The sequence below is a fragment of the Sphingobacterium spiritivorum genome (assembly GCF_016724845.1).
Classification (GTDB): domain Bacteria; phylum Bacteroidota; class Bacteroidia; order Sphingobacteriales; family Sphingobacteriaceae; genus Sphingobacterium; species Sphingobacterium spiritivorum_A.
In genome coordinates this window covers 2,005,126-2,024,744 of sequence record NZ_CP068082.1, presented here as the reverse complement: position 1 = coordinate 2,024,744, position 19,619 = coordinate 2,005,126, and the positions used below count along the sequence as shown (strand labels likewise).

15 protein-coding genes are annotated in these 19,619 nt (G+C 39.5%); 6 read left to right on the top strand and 9 right to left on the bottom strand.

The window, feature by feature from the left end:
• Positions 1–12: 12 nt before the first annotated feature.
• Together I6J03_RS08440 and I6J03_RS08435 are read left to right on the top strand one after the other, a co-directional pair.
• Entirely contained in the window at positions 13–1,749 is a 1,737-nt protein-coding gene (locus tag I6J03_RS08440; RefSeq protein ID WP_003009338.1) for a PspC domain-containing protein, read from the top strand.
• A gap of 172 nt (positions 1,750–1,921) precedes the next feature.
• Positions 1,922–4,342, top strand: coding sequence for an outer membrane beta-barrel family protein (locus I6J03_RS08435; RefSeq protein ID WP_003009335.1), 2,421 nt, complete (start codon positions 1,922–1,924; stop codon positions 4,340–4,342).
• Between the two features lie 75 nt (positions 4,343–4,417).
• Here I6J03_RS08435 and I6J03_RS08430 read toward each other — a convergent pair whose 3' ends face one another.
• From I6J03_RS08430 to I6J03_RS08405, 6 genes are read right to left on the bottom strand one after another with little or no spacing between them, the layout of a single operon-like run.
• The gene (locus I6J03_RS08430; protein WP_201694317.1) at positions 4,418–5,056 is read right to left on the bottom strand and encodes a hypothetical protein; all 639 of its coding nucleotides are present in this window, start codon (positions 5,054–5,056) and stop codon (positions 4,418–4,420) included.
• A gap of 43 nt (positions 5,057–5,099) precedes the next feature.
• Positions 5,100–5,735, bottom strand: coding sequence for a hypothetical protein (locus I6J03_RS08425; protein WP_201694315.1), 636 nt, complete (start codon positions 5,733–5,735; stop codon positions 5,100–5,102).
• A 43-nt stretch (positions 5,736–5,778) separates the two neighbouring features.
• Positions 5,779–6,414 (bottom strand): hypothetical protein, encoded by a 636-nt coding sequence (locus I6J03_RS08420; protein WP_003009329.1) that lies wholly within the window; start codon positions 6,412–6,414, stop codon positions 5,779–5,781.
• 49 nt (positions 6,415–6,463) lie between these two features.
• Positions 6,464–7,099: a hypothetical protein gene (locus tag I6J03_RS08415; RefSeq protein ID WP_201694306.1), complete on the bottom strand. Its 636-nt coding sequence runs from the start codon at positions 7,097–7,099 to the stop codon at positions 6,464–6,466.
• Between the two features lie 41 nt (positions 7,100–7,140).
• Entirely contained in the window at positions 7,141–7,449 is a 309-nt protein-coding gene (locus tag I6J03_RS08410) for a carbohydrate-binding module family 14 protein (protein ID WP_039990161.1), read from the bottom strand.
• Positions 7,450–7,481: 32 nt separating this feature from the next.
• Positions 7,482–8,558 (bottom strand): DUF1573 domain-containing protein, encoded by a 1,077-nt coding sequence (locus I6J03_RS08405; RefSeq protein WP_157600515.1) that lies wholly within the window; start codon positions 8,556–8,558, stop codon positions 7,482–7,484.
• Positions 8,559–9,097: 539 nt separating this feature from the next.
• Between I6J03_RS08405 and I6J03_RS08400 the strand changes: the two genes are divergently transcribed.
• The 4 genes from I6J03_RS08400 to I6J03_RS08385 all read left to right on the top strand — a co-directional run bounded on the left by I6J03_RS08400 (position 9,098) and on the right by I6J03_RS08385 (position 14,877).
• Positions 9,098–11,890, top strand: a complete 2,793-nt coding sequence (locus tag I6J03_RS08400; RefSeq protein ID WP_201694304.1) for a TonB-dependent receptor — start codon at positions 9,098–9,100, stop codon at positions 11,888–11,890.
• A gap of 109 nt (positions 11,891–11,999) precedes the next feature.
• Positions 12,000–12,581, top strand: a complete 582-nt coding sequence (locus I6J03_RS08395) for an LOG family protein (RefSeq protein WP_039990227.1) — start codon at positions 12,000–12,002, stop codon at positions 12,579–12,581.
• A 39-nt stretch (positions 12,582–12,620) separates the two neighbouring features.
• Complete coding sequence (locus I6J03_RS08390) at positions 12,621–13,445, top strand: SMP-30/gluconolactonase/LRE family protein (RefSeq protein WP_003009304.1); 825 nt, start codon at positions 12,621–12,623, stop codon at positions 13,443–13,445.
• A 130-nt stretch (positions 13,446–13,575) separates the two neighbouring features.
• Positions 13,576–14,877 carry a UDP-N-acetylmuramoyl-tripeptide--D-alanyl-D-alanine ligase gene (locus I6J03_RS08385; protein WP_002998296.1) on the top strand — a complete coding sequence of 434 codons (1,302 nt, stop codon included), beginning with the start codon at positions 13,576–13,578 and terminating at the stop codon, positions 14,875–14,877.
• Between the two features lie 38 nt (positions 14,878–14,915).
• Here I6J03_RS08385 and I6J03_RS08380 read toward each other — a convergent pair whose 3' ends face one another.
• From I6J03_RS08380 to pafA, 3 genes are all read right to left on the bottom strand, one after another.
• The gene (locus tag I6J03_RS08380) at positions 14,916–17,306 is read right to left on the bottom strand and encodes a TonB dependent receptor (RefSeq protein WP_201694301.1); all 2,391 of its coding nucleotides are present in this window, start codon (positions 17,304–17,306) and stop codon (positions 14,916–14,918) included.
• Positions 17,307–17,464: 158 nt separating this feature from the next.
• Complete coding sequence (locus tag I6J03_RS08375) at positions 17,465–17,908, bottom strand: RrF2 family transcriptional regulator (RefSeq protein ID WP_115170267.1); 444 nt, start codon at positions 17,906–17,908, stop codon at positions 17,465–17,467.
• A gap of 63 nt (positions 17,909–17,971) precedes the next feature.
• Positions 17,972–19,618: an alkaline phosphatase PafA gene (gene pafA, locus I6J03_RS08370; protein WP_003009297.1), complete on the bottom strand. Its 1,647-nt coding sequence runs from the start codon at positions 19,616–19,618 to the stop codon at positions 17,972–17,974.
• Position 19,619: the final 1 nt, after the last annotated feature.

Here is a 19,619-nt window from a genome sequence, read left to right as displayed (position 1 = left end):
GAAACATATATCATGAATAAGACAATAATTATCAATATTAACGGGATCGTCTTCCACATAGAAGAGGATGCCTACGAGACACTCCGATCTTATATGATCGACATTAAACGCCACTTTGGTAAATCGGAGGATAGCAAAGAAATTCTGGAAGATATCGAAAACCGGATTGCAGAGATGTTCAGCGAGCGTATCGAGAGCGGACGTAAAGAAGTCATTAATAACGAAGATGTAAATGATGTGATCGCTCAGATGGGGAGAGTGAGTGACTTTGATACTGCGGATGAATCTTATGGCGAAGGATATACACAACAGGATTATACGAATAACCAATCTTTTAGTTTTGGTAAAAAGCTGATGCGTGATCCGGATGATACTGTCATCAGTGGTGTATGTAGCGGGATCGGACATTATGTAGGACTTGAAGCACGCTGGGTACGCCTTCTGTTTGTTTTATTTGTTCTTCTGGGAGGTTCAGGCATATTAGCTTATGTGATTCTCTGGATTATTATGCCGGTAGCAATCACCCGCGCAGATAAAATGGAAATGAGAGGAGAAGCTCCGAATCTGCAGAATTTTAAGAAAAATTTTGAAGAAGAAATGAGTGGGTTTCGCGAAAATTTTTCGGGGGCCGGCGATTCTCTTAGTCAAGGAGTTCGTTCGGCCGGCGATGTTATCGTCAAGATCTTGACTGTGTTTGTAAAAGCAATAGGACTGGTGATCGCTTTTTCAATAGGGCTGAGTTTGCTGGGACTCTTGATTGCTGTAATTTTCTTCGCCTTCGGAATTTCAGGATTCAGCGATAACGGGATAATGTATCCTGTCAATTTCATGGAACCTAATCAGGCTTATATAGCACTTATTGCAGCTGCTTTTGCGATCGCAATACCGATGATAGCTATTTTTTACAGCATTATACGGGCGCTTTTCAATAAAGGTTCTATGAATAAATATGTATCCATTTCCCTATTCATTGTATGGCTGCTGGCTACAGGAGTGAGTATTTCTTATGGTGTCAATACGATGAAAGACTTTAAAGAAGAAAGTACAATCGTTGAGGAAAAACCAATTCAGAGACAGGCAGTATATCATCTTAGTGAGCGTGATGTAAGAGTGATCAAAGTGGAGGAAAGCAATACCAAAAGAACAATCAAGATAGACGACAGAGATCTTAGCGATTTTCTGAAAAATAATATCAGGGTGAGAGTTGAAAAAATAGACTCTCTGAAAGCTCCGTATATCAAATATGAATATTCATCAAGAGGTAAAAATTATCAGCTGGCTACCAACCGTGCTTCGCAGATCAGATATCAGGTAACTCAGGATAGTCTGGGCATACATTTTGACAGTCATTTTAAATTAAGAGAGAAAGAATTGTACAGAGATCAGGAAGTAACAGTGACACTTTACCTGCCTGTAGGATCTAAAGTAATCATTGACCGCTCTTTGGAATATAAATTAAGAGATATCTCTTACTACGATTGTAAAGTAAGATATGAAGAGGATGTGAAAGAAACGGAGTGGAACGTGACAGATCTGGGATTGAAATGTGCTATCGAACCTAAAGAAGAAACTCCGGAAAATCAGGAAGTTACTATAGAGCAGGATACTATTAATCACAATGACGATGAGACAAATGTAAATATCTCTAAAGATGGTATCAAGATCACAACGAAAAATTCAAAAGACACATTGGTGAATATCGGGAAAGATGGGGTGAGGATAGATACCAAGCAGAAGGATAAAAAATAAAAAGCGAAAGCGGGAAAGGAATGCAACCTTTTCTTTCCCGTTAGCGTCTAACCTATATAAAACAGTAAACAACAAAAGGCCAACCGCCACAAACTGATCATCAATATATCGGAGTGACAGCTTATTTCGGAGAGAATTTTCCGGAACAGGGAAGCCTTATTTTTTAAAATCTATGAAAAGACTAATACAATTATTAATTATTACAGCCGTATTCTATGTTGGGAAACTGAATGTGTTGGCGCAGGATAATAACCTGAAAGGAAGGATTGTGGATGAAAAGCAACAGCCCGTTGCGGCAGCGACTATGTATCTGTATGTGGCGGAAAAACAAGTGCTTCTGAAGTCGACAGTATCCAATGAAAAGGGAGAATATGAATTTGTAAATGTTCCGGAGGGCAAATATATTATTGAAGCAAACAGTGTAGGATATGCAAAGGAAAAATCAGCAGTCACGGATATCAATGGTCAGAACAGAAGAGTAGCTGACCTTATTCTCAAAAATTCTTCAACCGTACTTGCAGAAGTGCAGGTACAGGGAAAGAAGCCTTTGATCGAGAATAAACAGGGGAAGTTAATTCTGAATGTAGAAGACTCACCATTGGCTGCAGGTAATAATGCACTGGAAATTATCAAAAGAGCTCCCGGTGTAAGTGTAGATCAGAATGACAATATTCAGTTGATGGGGCAGAGTGGTATTAATGTTACAATAGATGGTCGTCAGACTTATATGACTGGAGATCAATTAGCCACTTTATTAAAGAGTACCGATGGCAATCAGGTCAAATCTGTAGAAGTTATTACGGCCACTTCCGGTAAAGACGATGCAGAAGGATCTACAGGTACGATCAACATCGTTCTGAAGAAGAATAAAATTGAAGGCTTCAACGGAAATTTCAATATATCTGCCGCTCAGGCGCGCAGATTCAGAGGAAATACTTCCCTGTCTGTAAATTATAAAAAGAACAATACAAATGTGTTTACATCATATTCCTATTTCAACGAGCGCTATATCAATGATATCAACGTCGACAGAACTATTGCAAATAATGGAATAAATACTAATTTTTCTCAGATTAGTCAGATTGATGCACGGGACAGGACACATAGTTACAAATTTGGTGTAGAGCAGAAAACATCAGCAAAGAACACAATGGTACTGCAATTCATCGGTCGTAACAATAATGAACTGAATGATAATGGGAGTACAACGGAAGTGCGGATTGTGAATAATCCTGTTGATTCGATCGTAAGGTCAGTTTCAGATTATAAAGAGCGTTTCAATAACTATTCTGTCAATTTTAATAATGAATTTAAGATTGATTCTACCGGACGTAAGCTGGTACTGGATCTGGACTGGAGCAGATTCCGAAACAGCAAAGGAGCGGATTATGATAACAGAACTTTTCGTCCTGATAACCAGCTGATAGGTACAGCAGAATTGCTGCAAAGTGATATGCCGGTCGGGATTGATATTTACGTAGCAAAATTAGATTATTCTCATCCCTTGAATAAAAATCACACAATAGATCTGGGAGCGAAATATTCGAATGTGAAATCCGATAACGACCTTTTATTTGAGCAGTTTGAAGGGAATAATTGGGTAAATGATACGACCCGAACAAACCACTTTATCTATAAAGAGCAAATCGCTGCAGGATATGTGGATTATTCAGGTCAGTTTGGCAAGTGGGGTTTAAAAACCGGACTAAGAGCGGAGTATACACAGTCTGATGGTAATTCCATTACAATGGGTAAACGCTCAAAGCGGGATTATCTGGATCTGTTCCCTACGGGTACACTTACCTATACGGTCAGCCCTAATCATATTGTGTCTGTAGGATATGCCAGAAGAATCAATCGTCCAAACTATAAGTATCTGAATCCGTTCGATTATTTCATTGATAAGTTTACATCAGAGAGAGGAAATCCGTATCTGAATCCGCAATATGCAGATGAATATAAGTTTAACTATACCTTATTACAGAAATATAACATCGCTATGGGCTACACAGTCAAGAAAGATGCGATCGTGGAGAGTATGGGGCAGGATGCAACAACAAATACAACCTGGGTAACACGCGAAAATCTGGGAAGAAATAAAGAGGCTTACATCAATCTGAATGTTCCGGTAACCGTAACAAAATTCTGGTCGATGTATAATAACATGACAGCTGTTTACATGAAGTTTGAAGGAGAGGTTGCCAATAATGCATTAAACCGGCAGACGGTACTTTTTCAGGGAAATTCCATGAGTACATTTAAGATTTCTTCTTTGTTGTCTGCTGAGGCAAATGTGAATTATATGTCTCCGTTTTCCTATAATATTTACAAACTGGAATCTCGCTGGAATCTGGATCTGGGAGTTACCAAGACCTTTAAGAATCAAAGAAGCCTGATCAAACTGGCCGTAAACGATATATTCAATACGGGTAATCATAATCTGTCAACAAACTTTGGTGAATTCAATACCAGAATCCGTCAGACACATGACCGTCGTGTGGTCAGATTGACATACACCTATAAATTTGGAAACCTGAAAAATAATTTCAATAAAAAAGACACAGGGAACGAAGAGAAAAGCCGTGCACAATAAAAGATTGTTTCAATGTTTAGTTAGTTATGACCGTAAGCGCGCGAGGCACTTACGGTTTTTTTTGTGCAGTCTTTACTACATGGATATTTCATAATTTATCCAGCAATGTGTCCAGATGTCTGTCGCATACAACATATCCTTTACCTCCTGCGACCCCATTACTGTGGATATGAGTATAGGGGATACCGCACCCGGAGGAAGCGGAACTATTCGTCGTCCCTTGAGCAGGATCTGTATAGTCAGTTTTGTAGTGCTGCTTTGGATATATTGCAGGGGTACAGTGATGGAAGAGGAATAAATCAAATGATCTTTGCTCCAAGTGAAGGTTCCTTTTTTCTCTTTCAATTTTCCTTCCGTCAATATTCCGTAGGCGTTGTACTTTGGCAGCTCACCATTAGGTATATCTTTAAAATGATAGATAGCCATTGCATCCAGATTCATTGAGTCTTTGAATATAGGATACTGTAGTGTAGGTACAGCTACAGTATCTCTTTCTCCTTTTGTATTGAAAAAGAACCACACACCTCCAGGCTGCCTGATCTTTTGCGCATACTCATCCTTATACAGCTTTATATAGAGATTTTCGCTGTCGTTGGATATTTTCCAGTAAAGCGCATTCTCCGGGTCATATTGCATGCCTTCAGTAGGAGATGTCTGCGCTTTTATGACTAGCGGTATCAGAAGGATCAGAAAAGTAAGGTGGAATAATTTCATGTGTCTGAAAAATCTTGTATATACCAACAGCATATTGTCACCCCTACATTATTTCATAATCTATCCAGCAATGTGTCCACGTGTCCACGACATATATATAATCTTTTGCCTCTTGTGGGGCTGTTGTTGTGGATATCAGTATGGGGGATACTGCACCTGCAGGAAGCGCAACTGTACGCATACCTTTGAGCAGAATCTGTATAGCCAGCTTAGAGCCATTTATCCGGATACATTGTAAGGGTACAGTGAGAGATGCAGAATAGATAAATTGATCTTTACTCCAAATTGTTGTGCCCTCATTCTCCTCCAGTTTTCCTTCGGTCAATATGCCGTAGGCGTTGTATTTTGGCAGTTCACCATCGGGTATATCTTTAAAATGATAGACAGCCATCACATCCAGATTCATTGGTCTTTTATATATGGGATACTGTAGTGTGGGTACAGCTACAGTATCCCTTTGTCCATTTGGATTGAAAAAGATACGGATACCTCCTTTTTGTTTAACTTTTTGTGCATATTCGTTCTTGTACAATTGAATATATAGATTTTCTTTGTCGTTGGTTATTTTCCAGTAAAGCGCATTCTCCGGGTCATATTGCATACCTTCAGTAGGAGATGTCTGCGCTTTTATGGTTAGCGGTATCAGAAGGGTTAAAAAAGTAAGGTGGAATAATTTCATGTGTCTGAAAAATCTTGTATATACCAACAGCATATTGTCACCCCTACATTATTTCATAATCTATCCAGCAATGTGTCCAGATGTCTGTTGCATAGAGCATATCATCTACCTCCTTTGAGGCTGTAGATGTAGATATCAGTATAGGTGATACCGCACCTGGAGGAAGCGGAACTTTTCGCCGTCCTTTGAGCAGGATCTGTATAGCCAGCTTAGAGCCGGTTGTCCGGATATAGTGCAGGGGTACAGTTATAGATGCGGAATATATCGTATGGTTTTTGCTCCAGATAGATACATCTTCTCTCTCTTTCAATATACCTTCGGCTAGTATGCCAAAGGGGTTGTATTTGGGCTGTTCACCATCGGGTATATCTTTAAAGTGATAAACAGCCATTACCTCCAGATTCATTGGTCTTTTATATATGGGATACTGTAGTGTGGGTACAGCTACAGTATCCTTTTCTCCTTTAGGATTGAAAAAGAACCAGACACCTCCGGGTTGCCCGATCTTTTGCGCATACTCGTCCTTATACAGCTTTATATAGAGATTTTCGCTGTCATTGGAGATTTTCCAGTAAAGTGCATTCTCCGGATCATACTGCATCTCCTGAGTCGGTGATGTCTGCGCCTTTGTGGCTAGCGGCATCAGAAGGATCAGAAAAGTAAGGCGGAATAATTTCATGTATTTAGAATTGAAAAATCTTGTATATACCAACAGCATATTGTGACCCTTACATTATTTCATAATCTATCCAGCAATGTGTCCATATATCTGTCGCATACAACATATCCTTTACCTCCTGCGACCCCATTACTGTGGATATGAGTATAGGGGATACCGCACCCGGAGGAAGCGGAACTATTCGTCGTCCCTTGAGCAGGATCTGTATAGTCAGTTTTGTACTGCTGCTTTGGATATATTGCAGGGGTACAGTGATGGAAGAGGAATAAATCAAATGATCTTTGCTCCAAGTAAAGGTTCCTTTTTTCTCTTCCAATTTTCCTTCCGTCAATATTCCGTAGGCGTTGTACTTTGGCAGCTCACCATTGGGTATATCTTTAAAATGATAAATAGCCATTGCATCCAGATTCATTGAGTCTTTGAATATAGGATACTGTAGTGTAGGTACAGCTACAGTATCTCTTTCTCCTTTTGTATTGAAAAAGAACCACACACCTCCAGGCTGCCTGATCTTTTGCGCATACTCATCCTTATACAGCTTTATATAGAGATTTTCGCTGTCGTTGGATATTTTCCAGTAAAGCGCATTCTCCGGGTCATATTGCATGCCTTCAGTAGGAGATGTCTGCGCTTTTATGACTAGCGGTATCAGAAAGATTAAAAAAGTAACGCGGAACAATTTCATGTGCTTAGAATATTTAAAGACTGTTCATATATATTCCTCATCTATAAGTCCCCTGCTCTGAGGTAAGGACAATTCAGGGCAACATTAAAAGATGAGAACGGCCAGGAACAGGTATTGGTTCTTACATCCCATATCAATGGTGCCGGGCATTGAATTGCATATGTATTTCCCTGATCACAAATATAAAACCATCGACAATCCGAATAATTAGGGTAAAAAGTGTACCCAAGTTTTACTTCGCGGCACATGTCCAGATTAATATCAATTGTCCAGCCACCTTGTGCCTTTGCCGGATTAAGATAACAAAGATTCATCAGAATCAGTGTTAACATGATAATTGTTGCTTTCATAATTTTTAAAATTTAAGATTAGTTATACTTTGTTAATTTACCATTCCGGTAATTGTGAACTCTTTCGGGGCATCCATTGCATTCGAGAAAATAAATACTTTATGTTCGAACCTTCCCTTGTTATCCAGGTAATATTTGGTTTCGATATTGGTTTCTTCACCCGGAGCAAGGTCTGTCTTTTTGTTCCATATCACGCGAAGACAGTTGCAGGATGGGGCGATATCTGTTAGTTGGAGCGTACTTTTTCCCACATTTCGGATTTGGATAGATACAGTCCCGGATTCTCCGCTTCTACGGGTTCCAAAGTCGATAGAATCCTTCCGTAGTGAAATCCCCGGAGCCATATAGACACGGTCAGGGTCTTCACGGGCAGCGATCTCTTTCTTTAGTGAGCTGTACAAAAACTGATCGATATTGTCATTATAGCTGTAGGTCAGATCATTCACATAGTTTTTATTGCCGGACAATCTGTACAGGAGATATGTATTGAAGAAGTAAGGATAGTTTTTGCTGTTGGTTTTTAATGTATTTATTAGCTTTTCGTTTGGCTTTTTCTTTTGTTGCAAAGTCAAATAAGAAATGATGAGGTTGTCCAGAAAATCCAGCTTGAGAGATTGGCTGTCGTCTCCGGCTATCGTATATGTATTCAAAAATGGAGATTCCGCATCGAAGTAATAGGTGCTTCCGTTAAAAGCTTTCTGAAATCCCTCTTTGATGTTGGGGATATTAGCACCCTTAATATAGGCTGTTAGTTTGTTTTCAGGCGTAAAGATTAAAGTAGTTGGAAATGAATAATCTCGTGTCAATTGACTTATCCATTTGTTGCTGGGTTTGTTGACATCAACAGATCTGAAAATTACATTAGGAGGTAATCCGGATGTTCGAGTTGTGATGTTTTTTATACTGAAGCACAACTGGCATTTTGGAACGGTGAGTATTAGGACCAAAAAATTTTTAGCTTTTGTGTTTTCAAGAAGAAGTTGTTCTATTTCGTGGTTGTCGTCAAATTCATATTTTTTAACTTTATTTTCCTTGCCATTTAAACATGCTGTCGCAAACAATAGAATTGTAGAAATAAAAACAAATATGGTGACTCTTGCGCTAGCCATTGGTAAATAATTTTCTCCAAACATAAATGAATTAACGACAATATTGTTGTTTAGATTTATTTTTTTACATTTGTGTGATATTTATTAATGTTGTAAAGGTTTAGTTGTTTATCAATAAATACTGTGCATTTTGACTATATGTGTCGACGCAAGCTATGGCTGAGAACGTCTAAAATCTGGTCTAAACAGCGTAAATGTATTTTATATGCTGTTTTAATCGCTTGTTTAATGAGTATGGTTGTTAGTATTCTGTTTGCGATGCAGAATATTTTTATCTGAATGTGAAATGTTTGTTTTTGTTTTTTGATATAAAAATTTGTTACTTTATTGAAATATGTTTGTTTTTTGAGAATGTTGTTGTTGTGATTGTATTTTACAAATCGTTTTTTTCATTCATGGGAAATATCAATATGTAGCACAGACGGTTTAAAAAGTCAAAATTTAATGTGAATTCTCCAGTCGCAGAACCACTTAAAAAGCAAATTTTGGACATATACAAATCTTCTGAAATATTGGTCTTTACTATTTAACTGAGGATCATGAGAAAAGATCCTATTCTTAATCTCTGTTTTTTTGTTTTGTTGCTGTTTTGCAGTATGTATACTGTTGAGGGGCAGACCAAAACGACGGCACTGCCTTTGAGAAATGTCTCCGGTCTGCTGCGGGACTCTTTGGATAAACCAATCGAAGGTGCAACTGTCAGTCTGGTCTCCGGCAAAGACAGCTTAATGACTGCTACCAATAAGTTTGGTTATTATGGATTTAAAGAGGTGAAATCTGCGGAATTTCTTTTGAGTATCCGGGCAACAGGGCATAAACCTTATAACAGAAAATATTTTAACAGTGATATAAAGCCACAACTTAATATTCCTCCTATACGACTGGGTATCAAAGAAGCGCAGCTGGAGGAAGTGACCATTTCCGGACTTCGGGGGCCTTTGCTAAAAGGGGATACCACAGAGTTTTGGGCCAAAGATTATATTGTACGGGACTATGCGCGACTGGAAGATCTGCTGCGCAGGATGGAAGGGATCACTATAGATCCGGATGGCAGCGTATATTATAACGGACAACGGGTTGTAAAAGCTTTGTTCAATAATCAGACATATTTTAAAGGCTCTGTTCAGGAAATCATGAAAGAGTTACCGGCCGATATCGTAGAGCGTATTCAGATAATTGACCGGGACGAATCGGGATTGACTTCCAAAATATTGAAGTCCGAACAAAGTGTTAAAGTGTTGAATGTCGTCACAAAAGCAGATAAGTCGGCCGGAAAAATGTATGATATAAGTCTCGAAGGGGGGACGCAGGACCACTATAAAGGACAAGCCAGTCTCAGGACGATAGATGGTAAAGATCAGCGAAGCTATAAGATGGGCTATTCACAAAGACCGATGGGTCTCAAATCCGATCCTGTTCCCGGGTCCATTTCGGGGATGACAACAAACGTTGTAGTCCGGGAAAGCAGACAAACCGAATCTTATGGCCGGTCAGCAAATGCATTTGCAGGAATAAGTCAAAGTCTGGCAATAGGTAAATTCAATCTGACACCAACTTACGACTTTAAGCTGGATAATATCAAAAAGGGGACAGAAAGGCGTAGTGAAACCTATTATGAACAAGGTAATATTGCTGTGGAGAATCTGCAATCCCAAAAACAACTCGATCAGAATCATGAACTGATGACCATGTTCAATACGAATAGCGGACAGGGCGTGTTGAATATGAGTGGCACGCTCAATTTCAGTTATACTATCTTCGACAGAAACAGTTTGGAACAAGGACTGCGCTCAGGTCTTGTAAAAGGACTTGAGTTACTGGAGAAAAACGAGAAGGGAAATACGTTAAAGTATAATCTCAACGTAATGAATGAGTCCCGGATGACAAAGAAGCTAATCTTACGGACGGGGCTTTACAGTTCTTTAAATACAGAAAGAAAGGATGAAACCAGTAAGAATGATATCTACAATAATCCGTCAGATCTGACTAAAGCGGATAGCTCGGTATATCAAACACGTCCGCAAAACAATAGTACCTGGTCTACCAACCTGAACAATTCGCTGATCTGGGAGAAAAGTGATCTGATCAAATATCAGTTTAATCTGGGGTTGCAACATAAATATGCGTTACGGAATATTCGGTCCTACTTGATTGATGATCAGAGTTCAGAAGTTTATAATCCAGAGTTGAGTAATTATCAGTCCGAAACCAATGTTGGATTACCCATTGCCATCGAACCGGAGATATCCTTAAAAAATGGTATTTTTCTGTCTCCTTCACTGGGCGGGTCAGTACAGTTACTTTCTGGAAAAATAACACAAAATGGCCAGACAATTAAACGCAGTGATTTACTTTTGACACCACGTTTCAAAATAGGTTTCAGAAATAATAAAACGGGGAGTCTGAGTCTGGGCCTCAGTAAAATTATGACACAACCTTCCATTTATATGCTCAATCCTACCGCATATTATCTGACTGCATATGATGTACAGATCGGTAATCCAAAACTGGAAAATACTATACGAAATGCTGCGGATATCAGATATGAGGTCTTTCTGCGAAAAATGAGATTAAGCATTTCCTTTTTGGGTATGTATACCAAAAATGAAAAAATCATAACGTCAAATCGCACAGCCCGGATTATACCCGACAAGAATATACTGATCACAGAAAGCAGTTATGTGAATATGGCTGGCGGAAACCAGCTTCAGAGTCATCTGACAATAACCAAATTTTTAAATAAACTCAATTCTACGCTGAAGCTGACAGGAAATGTTATGCAAAGTGATAATCCGTATATGGCAAATGGTAAGGTAGAGGGACGCAGATCGCTTAGCCAGACATATCATGCCTCCATTTTATACAATCCGGTAAAATGGTTAGATATCGCTCCTGAGATTAAATATCAGGGCCTGCGGGACAAAAACAGTCTGATCAGTTCAAACGGCAGCACGTACAGCAACAGTTTCTTCGCTAATGCAAAACTTGGGTTTTACCTGCCTAAAGACTGGGCGGTCAACTTTGATCTTTCACAGGCGGTATATAATACAACCAATCTGATGACTAACAAATCACCTTTTGTAATCAATGCAAATATAGAGAAGCGGCTGTTCCCTAAGAAAAATGGAATATTGAGTTTTGTTATAATGGATGCCACCCGCGAAAATGCAGTTACAAACTATGTCAGCAGTAATATGGGGTATAGTAATATGGTAACTAATACCAATAGCAGGTATTTCTTACTGCAATTTTCATATCGTCCGGAGTTATTCGGTAAGAGTAGATATGATAAGGGAAAGGGCAGAAAGGGAGACGGTAGTTTTATAGAGTAAAGTGTGGCTGTATGACCCTGTATTTTGCAATCTGATACTGAAGCGCACTTACGGTTTTTTTATAGATACAACTTCTGAATGTTTTACGATTATCATTAACTTTAAAACGATGAAAAGTGTAGCTATATTTTGTGCGTCAAGTCCGGGATTTGATGAGGATTATATGAACAGTGCTTATTTCGCAGGGCAAAAACTTGCGGATGAAGGTTTGCGTATTGTGTATGGAGGCGGTCATGTAGGATTAATGGGAGCTGTTGCAAATGGTGCTTTGGCTCAGGGAGGCGAAGTGATCGGTGTGATTCCTGATTTTCTCAATAGCAAAGAGATCGGGCATAAAGGAGTGACGCAGCTGCATGTCGTGGAAAGTATGCACGAACGTAAGCAGATGATGAACGACCTTAGTGATGGCGTGATTACGCTGCCCGGAGGCTTTGGAACAATGGAGGAACTCTTCGAGATGATTACCTGGGGACAGTTGGGCCTGCATTCCAAACCTATAGGATTGTTAAATGTTAATGGATTTTATGATCATCTTATTCTTTTTGTAAATCATATGGTAGAATCAGGTCTCTTATCTGCCGAAAATCGGGATATGTTATTGGTTAGTGATACTATCGAAGATCTGTTGGAAAAGATGAAAAACTATCAGGCCCCTCTACGACCGAAATGGCTGACGAAGGACGGTAATTAATTTTTTTTCGTATCTTTAAGATTATAAGCTCTTTATATTATGAAAAACACAATTCTAAGTCTTTCCCTTTCCTTTCTGTGCGTTACAATGGCGGAGGCACAACATCAATTAAAAGAAATCTGGCGTACCCAGGAAGAAATGCCTGTTCCGGAATCCGTGCTTTTTGTACCGGACAAACAATTGTATGTGTCATTGATAGACGGAGGCGGATCAGAAAGAGACGGAAAAGGAGGTGTTGCCCTATTACATACGGATGGGACAGTAAAAGATAAAGATTGGGCAACCGGAATGAACGCACCCAAAGGATTAGGACTGCATAATAACAAACTTTATGTAGCGGATATTGATCATGTGGTGGTATTGGATGCTAAAAGCGGTAAATTATTAGAAAAAATTCCAGTCCCTGATGCTACTTTTCTAAATGATATCGCAATTGATGCTAAAGGAACGGTATATGTTTCTGACACACGTTTAGGAAAAGTATTCAAACTGACGAACCACAAACCTGAGGTTTTTCTGGAGGTAGTACAAAGTGCAAACGGGCTTTTGGTTGTCGGGGACAACCTTTTGGTACTCGCCGGGCCGGAATTGTGGAGTGTAAATACACAGACTAAAGAAAAGCAGATTATCGCAGAAGGATTTGAGCATGGCGGGGACGGGATAGAAGCTGTAGGTAACGGGGATTATATTGTTACCTGTTGGCCGGGAGTGGTATATTATGTGAAGGCAGACGGAAATTTTGAGAAATTACTGGACGTAGAAGGAGAGTTTAATACAGCTGATCTGGGCTATGACGCCAGAAAAAAAATCGTGTATATCCCTACTTTTAATGGCAATAGCGTGATTGCCTATCAATTAGACTAATATTTTCCAAATCAGACGGATTATACAATTTGATTTTATAAGGAAGAATTATGCTCTTATTTGTTAACCGTTGACAGACTCTTGCATATAGTTACAAGTTTATCTAAGTTTGTGAAACAAATTCTTGATCATGACTATTGAAGCGCTATACGATTTATATTTACAACATCCATACGTATCTACAGATACCCGTAATATTTTGCCGGGCAGTCTGTTTTTTGCGCTTAAAGGAGCTAATTTCAATGGAAACAGCTTTGCCGATCAGGCCTTACAAACCGGAGCGAGTTATGTGATTATTGATGAGGCTTCATATGCCAAAGATGGCCGTTATATTTTGGTAGATAATGTTTTGGAAAGTCTCCAGAAGCTTGCTAATCATCATCGTAAGACGTTGAGTATTCCGGTTATAGGTGTGACAGGAACAAATGGTAAGACGACCACCAAAGAACTGTTGCATGCTACATTATCGCAGAAATTCAAGACGTATGCGACAAAAGGCAATCTGAATAACCATATCGGTGTTCCGCTGACTTTATTATCTGTTGATTCGACTATACAAATTGCAGTAATAGAGATGGGAGCAAATCACCTCAAAGAAATAGCTTTCTTATGTGATATTGCAGAGCCGACACATGGTCTGATCTCCAATGTAGGAAAAGCGCATCTGGAAGGTTTTGGCTCGTTTGAGGGGGTAAAGAAAACAAAAGGCGAATTGTATGACTATTTGCAGAACCATAATGGTACGTTGTTTCTGCAGGCAGATAACCCACATCTGAATGAGATGGCTGCGACGCGTAAAATAAGCGAAGTAGTGACTTATGGATTTGCCGAAACAAATGATGTAATCGGCAAATTGCTAAAAGCGGACCCGCTTCTGCAGATCGAATGGAAGGAAAAAGATAAGCCCGACTCTTATACTGTCCACACACAATTAACGGGATCCTATAATACAGAAAATTTTTTAGCAGCAATAGCTGTAGGACTATACTTTGGTGTCAGTGCGGAGCAAATCAATACCGGAATTGAGCGTTACACTCCTAAAAATAACCGTTCGCAGGTTACAAAGACAGAGCATAATACCATTATAGCAGATTATTATAATGCAAATGCCAGCAGTATGGCTGCAGCTCTGGATAATATTGAAGTGATTGATGCTTCCCGCAAAGTGATCATATTGGGAGATATGTTTGAGATGGGGGATGAGTCTGATGCAGAACATGAAAAGGTGGTGCAACGGGCAAAATCTATTGGAGCAGATCGTTTAATTTTTGTCGGAAAGGCATTCAAAAAACAAGCGTATCTTGAAGCGGAGTTTTATGAAACCTCCGAAGAGGCAAAGCAGGCGTTGATTGACCGGCCGGTAATCAATAGTACAATACTGTTAAAAGCGTCCAGAGGAATGGCATTTGAACATTTGATGGATGTATTATAAAACAAAAACGGCCGGAAATATTTCCGGCCGTTTTTGTTTTATCCTGCCCGACGCATTTCATCATCGTTTGCATTGGATCTGTTTATTTCCCGCTTTTTACCTTTTTTGAAATTATAGCGGACAGTCATGCTGACCTGCTGGCTATTGGAATACTTGTACCGTGTACGGCGAATATCATTCACGTAGGCATCATACTGGAAAGCTGCGGATTTGAACAGGTCATTCCCGTTGAGTGAAATCTGCAGGGTGTCTTTGACAGCCTGATACGTGATGCCTGCATGCTGTACAAATCTGGCTTTGGTCTCCAGTACACTGGCATTGCTGGGCGAGCTGTAAGATGAATTTAAAGTCAGCACCAGTTTGTTGTCTGGCAATACCTGAATCTGTTGGTACAGACCGGCAGTTACGTTAAAGCCGCTCGTATCATCGATCAATGCCAGATCCGAACCTCTTTTATGTGCCTGAAAAGCTAACTCCGGGGACATTTTCCATCTTTTCCAAAGATTAAAATCAGTACTTGCATACAGACTGAGAATATCCTGATTTACAAAATTATCTACTCTGCTTTCACGCTTTCCGGTTGTAGTATCGATTTTCATATATTCAGCATAGACATTGCGTGTAGAATAATAGCTGGCATAAAATGTCCACTTTTGCTTGAGTACATACATAAAGGTCAGGTCATTGCTGAAATAAGGTTGCAGAGAAGGGTTTCCGTGTGAATATTCGTATGCATTGGTATACCATGCAAACGGATTGACCCATGAAAACTCTGGCCGCTGGATCTTTTTACCATAGGACAGGTTGAACGTATTGTTCTCATCCTTATTGAATGATGCGCTGAAGGAGGGAAAGAATTTTGTATAATTCCTTTTTGTGATCTGTCCGTTAGCAAGGCTGCTACCTTCTGTCCGGGTAGCTTCCATGCGAAGTCCTCCCTGAAACTCCCACTTGCCAATAGTTTTATTTCCCTGAAAGTATAGCGCCTGAATACGTTCTTTATACTTGAAGTTGTCAAACTTATCTTTACTGGCATCCCAGTTGTTATTTACAAACTCATAAAACGAAGTCTCATTCTGATTTTTGTTGAAGATAAGCTTCCCTCCGACATTCATATTTACAATATTGTTAGGTAGATCCAGAGCAAGATTGGCTGTCTGAACAGCCACATTTTGATTGTTTCCGGAAAAGAAGCGTTGCATTTGTGTAGCGTTTCCATCTTTTATAACCGAATTTGTAAAATCCTGCTCCCTGTCAAACAGCGTAGATACCTGCGCATAATCAAATGTCAGTTTTCTGTTGCTCTTGCCGAATGTATGTACGTAATTCACATTATAGGAAAAGTTGCTGTAATCCTGAGGATTCGTTCCTATAGTTCGTAGGGTCGAATCCAGTATCTTCTTGACATTATAGATAAAGGACTGATTATATTCTTCTCCTGTCGAAGGGCCTTTATAATAAGAAAATGAGGCATTGATGGCGTTACTGGAATCGGGTACAAACTCGATTCCGGCAGTAGCGGACAGACTTTTTTGATGGGTTATCTGTTCATTTTTGTCCTGCCATAGTCCCGAAGTATAGAAAATGTCATTGGTGCCGTAAGTCCAGTTTTTTCCTTTATCTACTCCCATAGATCCCCAGGTCTGCCACTTTCCGGTTAACATATTAAAATTACCTCCTAATGAAGTGTTTGCATATTTGGACTTCGTCTGGGTCACATAGGTGGAGGCATTAATTCCCTTTTCTTTTAACTCTTTTAATACAATATTGATAACTCCTCCTTTGGCATCAGCATCGTATTCCGCCCCTGGATTGTGCACAATTTCAAGTTTTTCGAGCATATTAGCTGAAAGAGTGGCGAGATAAGAGGTCAGTTGTTCTCCGCTCATATGTATTTTTCTGCCGTTTATGCGAATTTCTGTTCCCGTTTTCCCAAGCAGATTGATCTGTTCTTCCTGTATCTGTACGGTAGGAGCAATCTTCATTATCTCCAGTACCGAACCCGTTTCAACTACGCTGGGGCTAAATTCTAATTTCCCGTTTCTGAAAACGACAGTTGGTTTGTACTTTCTGATCTCTACTTCAGCCAGCTCTTTAGATTTACCATCTTTTTCGACTGTGATCAGGCCCAGATCAAGTTGTTTTTCGACTGTTATTTCTTTTTGATAAAGAAGGTCTTGTAAAAAAGTAACTTTCAGCAAATAAGAACCCTTATCTGACGTAAGCTGGAATTCTCCATTTTCATCTGTGGCTCCTGCTGTGATCATTTTACCGGCACCTTTGCCTTGATACAACGTTACTACAGCCGATGAAACAGGAGAATCAGTGGAATTCCGGATTTTACCGGAAATATTAATCTGTGCAAATGTGTGTTGCGAAATGCCTATAATTAAGGGGATTATTAACAATAACCGGTAGAGATTTTTCATAATTAATCGGTTCAAATATGTACAGTAAAAATAAGTTATTGTTAATTAGCACGATGTTAAATAAGGTTAACGAATGTTAAAATAAAAAGGAAATACTACAAAAAAAGCACATTGCATTAACGCAATGTGCTTTTTTATATCTTGCTTTCCGGCAGAAATTATGGCCTGATATCCAGATTTAGTTCTTTTTCTTTATTGATAAGATGTGCTATACTGGTATCATTGAGGATCTGCAGCATTGCATTGCGGACATCGATAAATGTATCGCGTATACCACATACATGTTCTTCCGTACATTCGTCACAGGAGCGATAAAAGTTAAGACTCACACAGGGTAATAATGCAATAGGCCCATCAATAAGGCGCATGACCTGTGAAAGAAAAACATCTTCCGGAGCTTTGTTAAGGCTGTATCCGCCGCCAGCACCTTTTTTGCTGTATAGGATACCTGCATTTCGCATTTCTAATAAGATCTGTTCCAAAAATTTTTTCGGAATATTTTCTTCATCAGCTATTTTAACAATTTGCATAGGCTCTTTTCCGTAATTTCGTCCCAAAACCATCAAAGCCTTGATTGCGTATTTTGTTTTCTTAGAAAGCATAGTTTAACTCCATTGATAATCCACAAAAATAAGCAAATTAATTACGATTTTCATATGATGGTTTTATTGACCTAATACTTCAAGTATCGGTTTGCCAATATTACCATTTGGTTCTGTAATATGTAGTAAAGAAGAAATCGTCGGCGCAATATCTGTCATGTTGACCACTCTGTTTGAAGCTCCCGGTTTGATTCCCCATCCCATAAATATCAGTGGAATATGGGAGTCATACGGTGTCCATGTACCGTGTGTCGTACCGGTAGAGCGCGGAGATCCGTCATACCATTGTGGTTCCAGTACAATCTGGATCACTCCGCTTCTTTTCATGTTGTATCCGTTGATGATACGTTCACGAATAGGTTGCGGGATCGCCATATTGTCTCCTTTCTCTACATCTACCACATAAGCTATTCCTTCTTCTTTTTTCAATACTTTGATAATCTCTTCTTTTACCTTATCTACATCCAGGTTAGATTTTTCGATCAGTGGGTAATTCAGGTGAACCTGATAGTTCATCAGGCTTTTGACCAGCTTCGTAACGCCGAATTTTGCGTTCAATGCTGCATCCAGATCTTTCATTACCTGACGGGAAAAGAAGTAGCCTCCATTTCCTTTCATATCCATAAAATAGCGGGAGTTATAGGAAGCTCCATGATCTGCGGTCAGGAATAAAGTATAATTACCCTGTCCGACTGTTTTATCCAGATAGTTGAGAAAATCTTCCAGCTGTTGATCCAGACGCAGGTAAGTATCTTCAATCTCTATAGCAGATAAAGAATAACGGTGGCCGACATAATCTGTGGAGGAAAGGCTTACACAAAGAAAGTCTGTATTTTTTGTCGGATTATTTCCCATCTTCTCATTCTCAATAGCTGCTTTTGCCAGATCCAGAGTCAATTGGTTACCATATGGAGTAGTTTTGATCAGCTCATAACCTTCATCCTTCATCAGCTTGGAAGTAAGGTGAGGGAAGGTTGGTTTGTCCTCGCCGGCCCATTTTCCTTCATATACATTGTCATCAGCAATACTGGATGTATAGGTTGAAATATCATATAGCGTATTCCAGTCTTGTTTCAGGTATTTGTCGGCCAGTTTCTTACTGTTAAAATCCTGTACCCATTTTGGCAGTTGATCCATATAGAAATTACTGCTGATCCAGTTACCTGATTTGCTTTCAAACCAATAAGCGGCATTTGCAAAATGACCTGCAGGCAAAATTCCTCCTCTGTCTTTGAGAGCAATACCGATTACTTTTGATTTGAAATTAGATGCAAGGCGCAATTGATCTGTCACTGTAGATGTTAACAGGTTACGTGGAGATTGCTTTCCTTCTTTTTCAGTCGTTCCCACACCGGTTACGCTTGTATCCTGTGTACAGTACATAGATTCTCCGGTCTGTTCCATGATCCAGTCATTTCCTGCAATACCGTGAATAGAAGGTACACTTCCTGTGTATACCGAACTGTGTCCGATAGCAGTGTAGGTAGGTATATAATTAATGTAAGTGTTCTGGCAGGTAAAGCCGTCATCTAACAGTCGTTTGAAACCACCTTTGCCGTAGCGGTCAGCAAATCGGTAAAGGTAATCCCAGCGCATCTGGTCTACCATTAATCCGACAACGAGTTTTGGTCGTTCAGGTTGGTTTTGTGCCTGGGCAGTCAATCCCAGTATTCCGACAGTGGCTAATATTAGTACTTTTTTTAGCTTCATA

Excerpts from the sequence above, each read along its gene's own strand:
- pafA (WP_003009297.1), bottom strand. The coding sequence starts at position 19,618 with ATGAAGCTAAAAAAAGTACTAATATTAGCCACTGTCGGAATACTGGGA.
- I6J03_RS08440 (WP_003009338.1), top strand. The coding sequence starts at position 13 with ATGAATAAGACAATAATTATCAATATTAACGGGATCGTCTTCCACATA.
- I6J03_RS08410 (WP_039990161.1), bottom strand. The coding sequence starts at position 7,449 with ATGAAAGCAACAATTATCATGTTAACACTGATTCTGATGAATCTTTGT.
- I6J03_RS08420 (WP_003009329.1), bottom strand. The coding sequence starts at position 6,414 with ATGAAATTATTCCGCCTTACTTTTCTGATCCTTCTGATGCCGCTAGCC.
- I6J03_RS08415 (WP_201694306.1), bottom strand. The coding sequence starts at position 7,099 with ATGAAATTGTTCCGCGTTACTTTTTTAATCTTTCTGATACCGCTAGTC.
- I6J03_RS08435 (WP_003009335.1), top strand. The coding sequence starts at position 1,922 with ATGAAAAGACTAATACAATTATTAATTATTACAGCCGTATTCTATGTT.
- I6J03_RS08385 (WP_002998296.1), top strand. The coding sequence starts at position 13,576 with ATGACTATTGAAGCGCTATACGATTTATATTTACAACATCCATACGTA.
- I6J03_RS08405 (WP_157600515.1), bottom strand. The coding sequence starts at position 8,558 with ATGGCTAGCGCAAGAGTCACCATATTTGTTTTTATTTCTACAATTCTA.
- I6J03_RS08425 (WP_201694315.1), bottom strand. The coding sequence starts at position 5,735 with ATGAAATTATTCCACCTTACTTTTTTAACCCTTCTGATACCGCTAACC.
- I6J03_RS08400 (WP_201694304.1), top strand. The coding sequence starts at position 9,098 with ATGAGAAAAGATCCTATTCTTAATCTCTGTTTTTTTGTTTTGTTGCTG.
- I6J03_RS08375 (WP_115170267.1), bottom strand. The coding sequence starts at position 17,908 with ATGCTTTCTAAGAAAACAAAATACGCAATCAAGGCTTTGATGGTTTTG.
- I6J03_RS08380 (WP_201694301.1), bottom strand. The coding sequence starts at position 17,306 with ATGAAAAATCTCTACCGGTTATTGTTAATAATCCCCTTAATTATAGGC.
- I6J03_RS08390 (WP_003009304.1), top strand. The coding sequence starts at position 12,621 with ATGAAAAACACAATTCTAAGTCTTTCCCTTTCCTTTCTGTGCGTTACA.
- I6J03_RS08430 (WP_201694317.1), bottom strand. The coding sequence starts at position 5,056 with ATGAAATTATTCCACCTTACTTTTCTGATCCTTCTGATACCGCTAGTC.
- I6J03_RS08395 (WP_039990227.1), top strand. The coding sequence starts at position 12,000 with ATGAAAAGTGTAGCTATATTTTGTGCGTCAAGTCCGGGATTTGATGAG.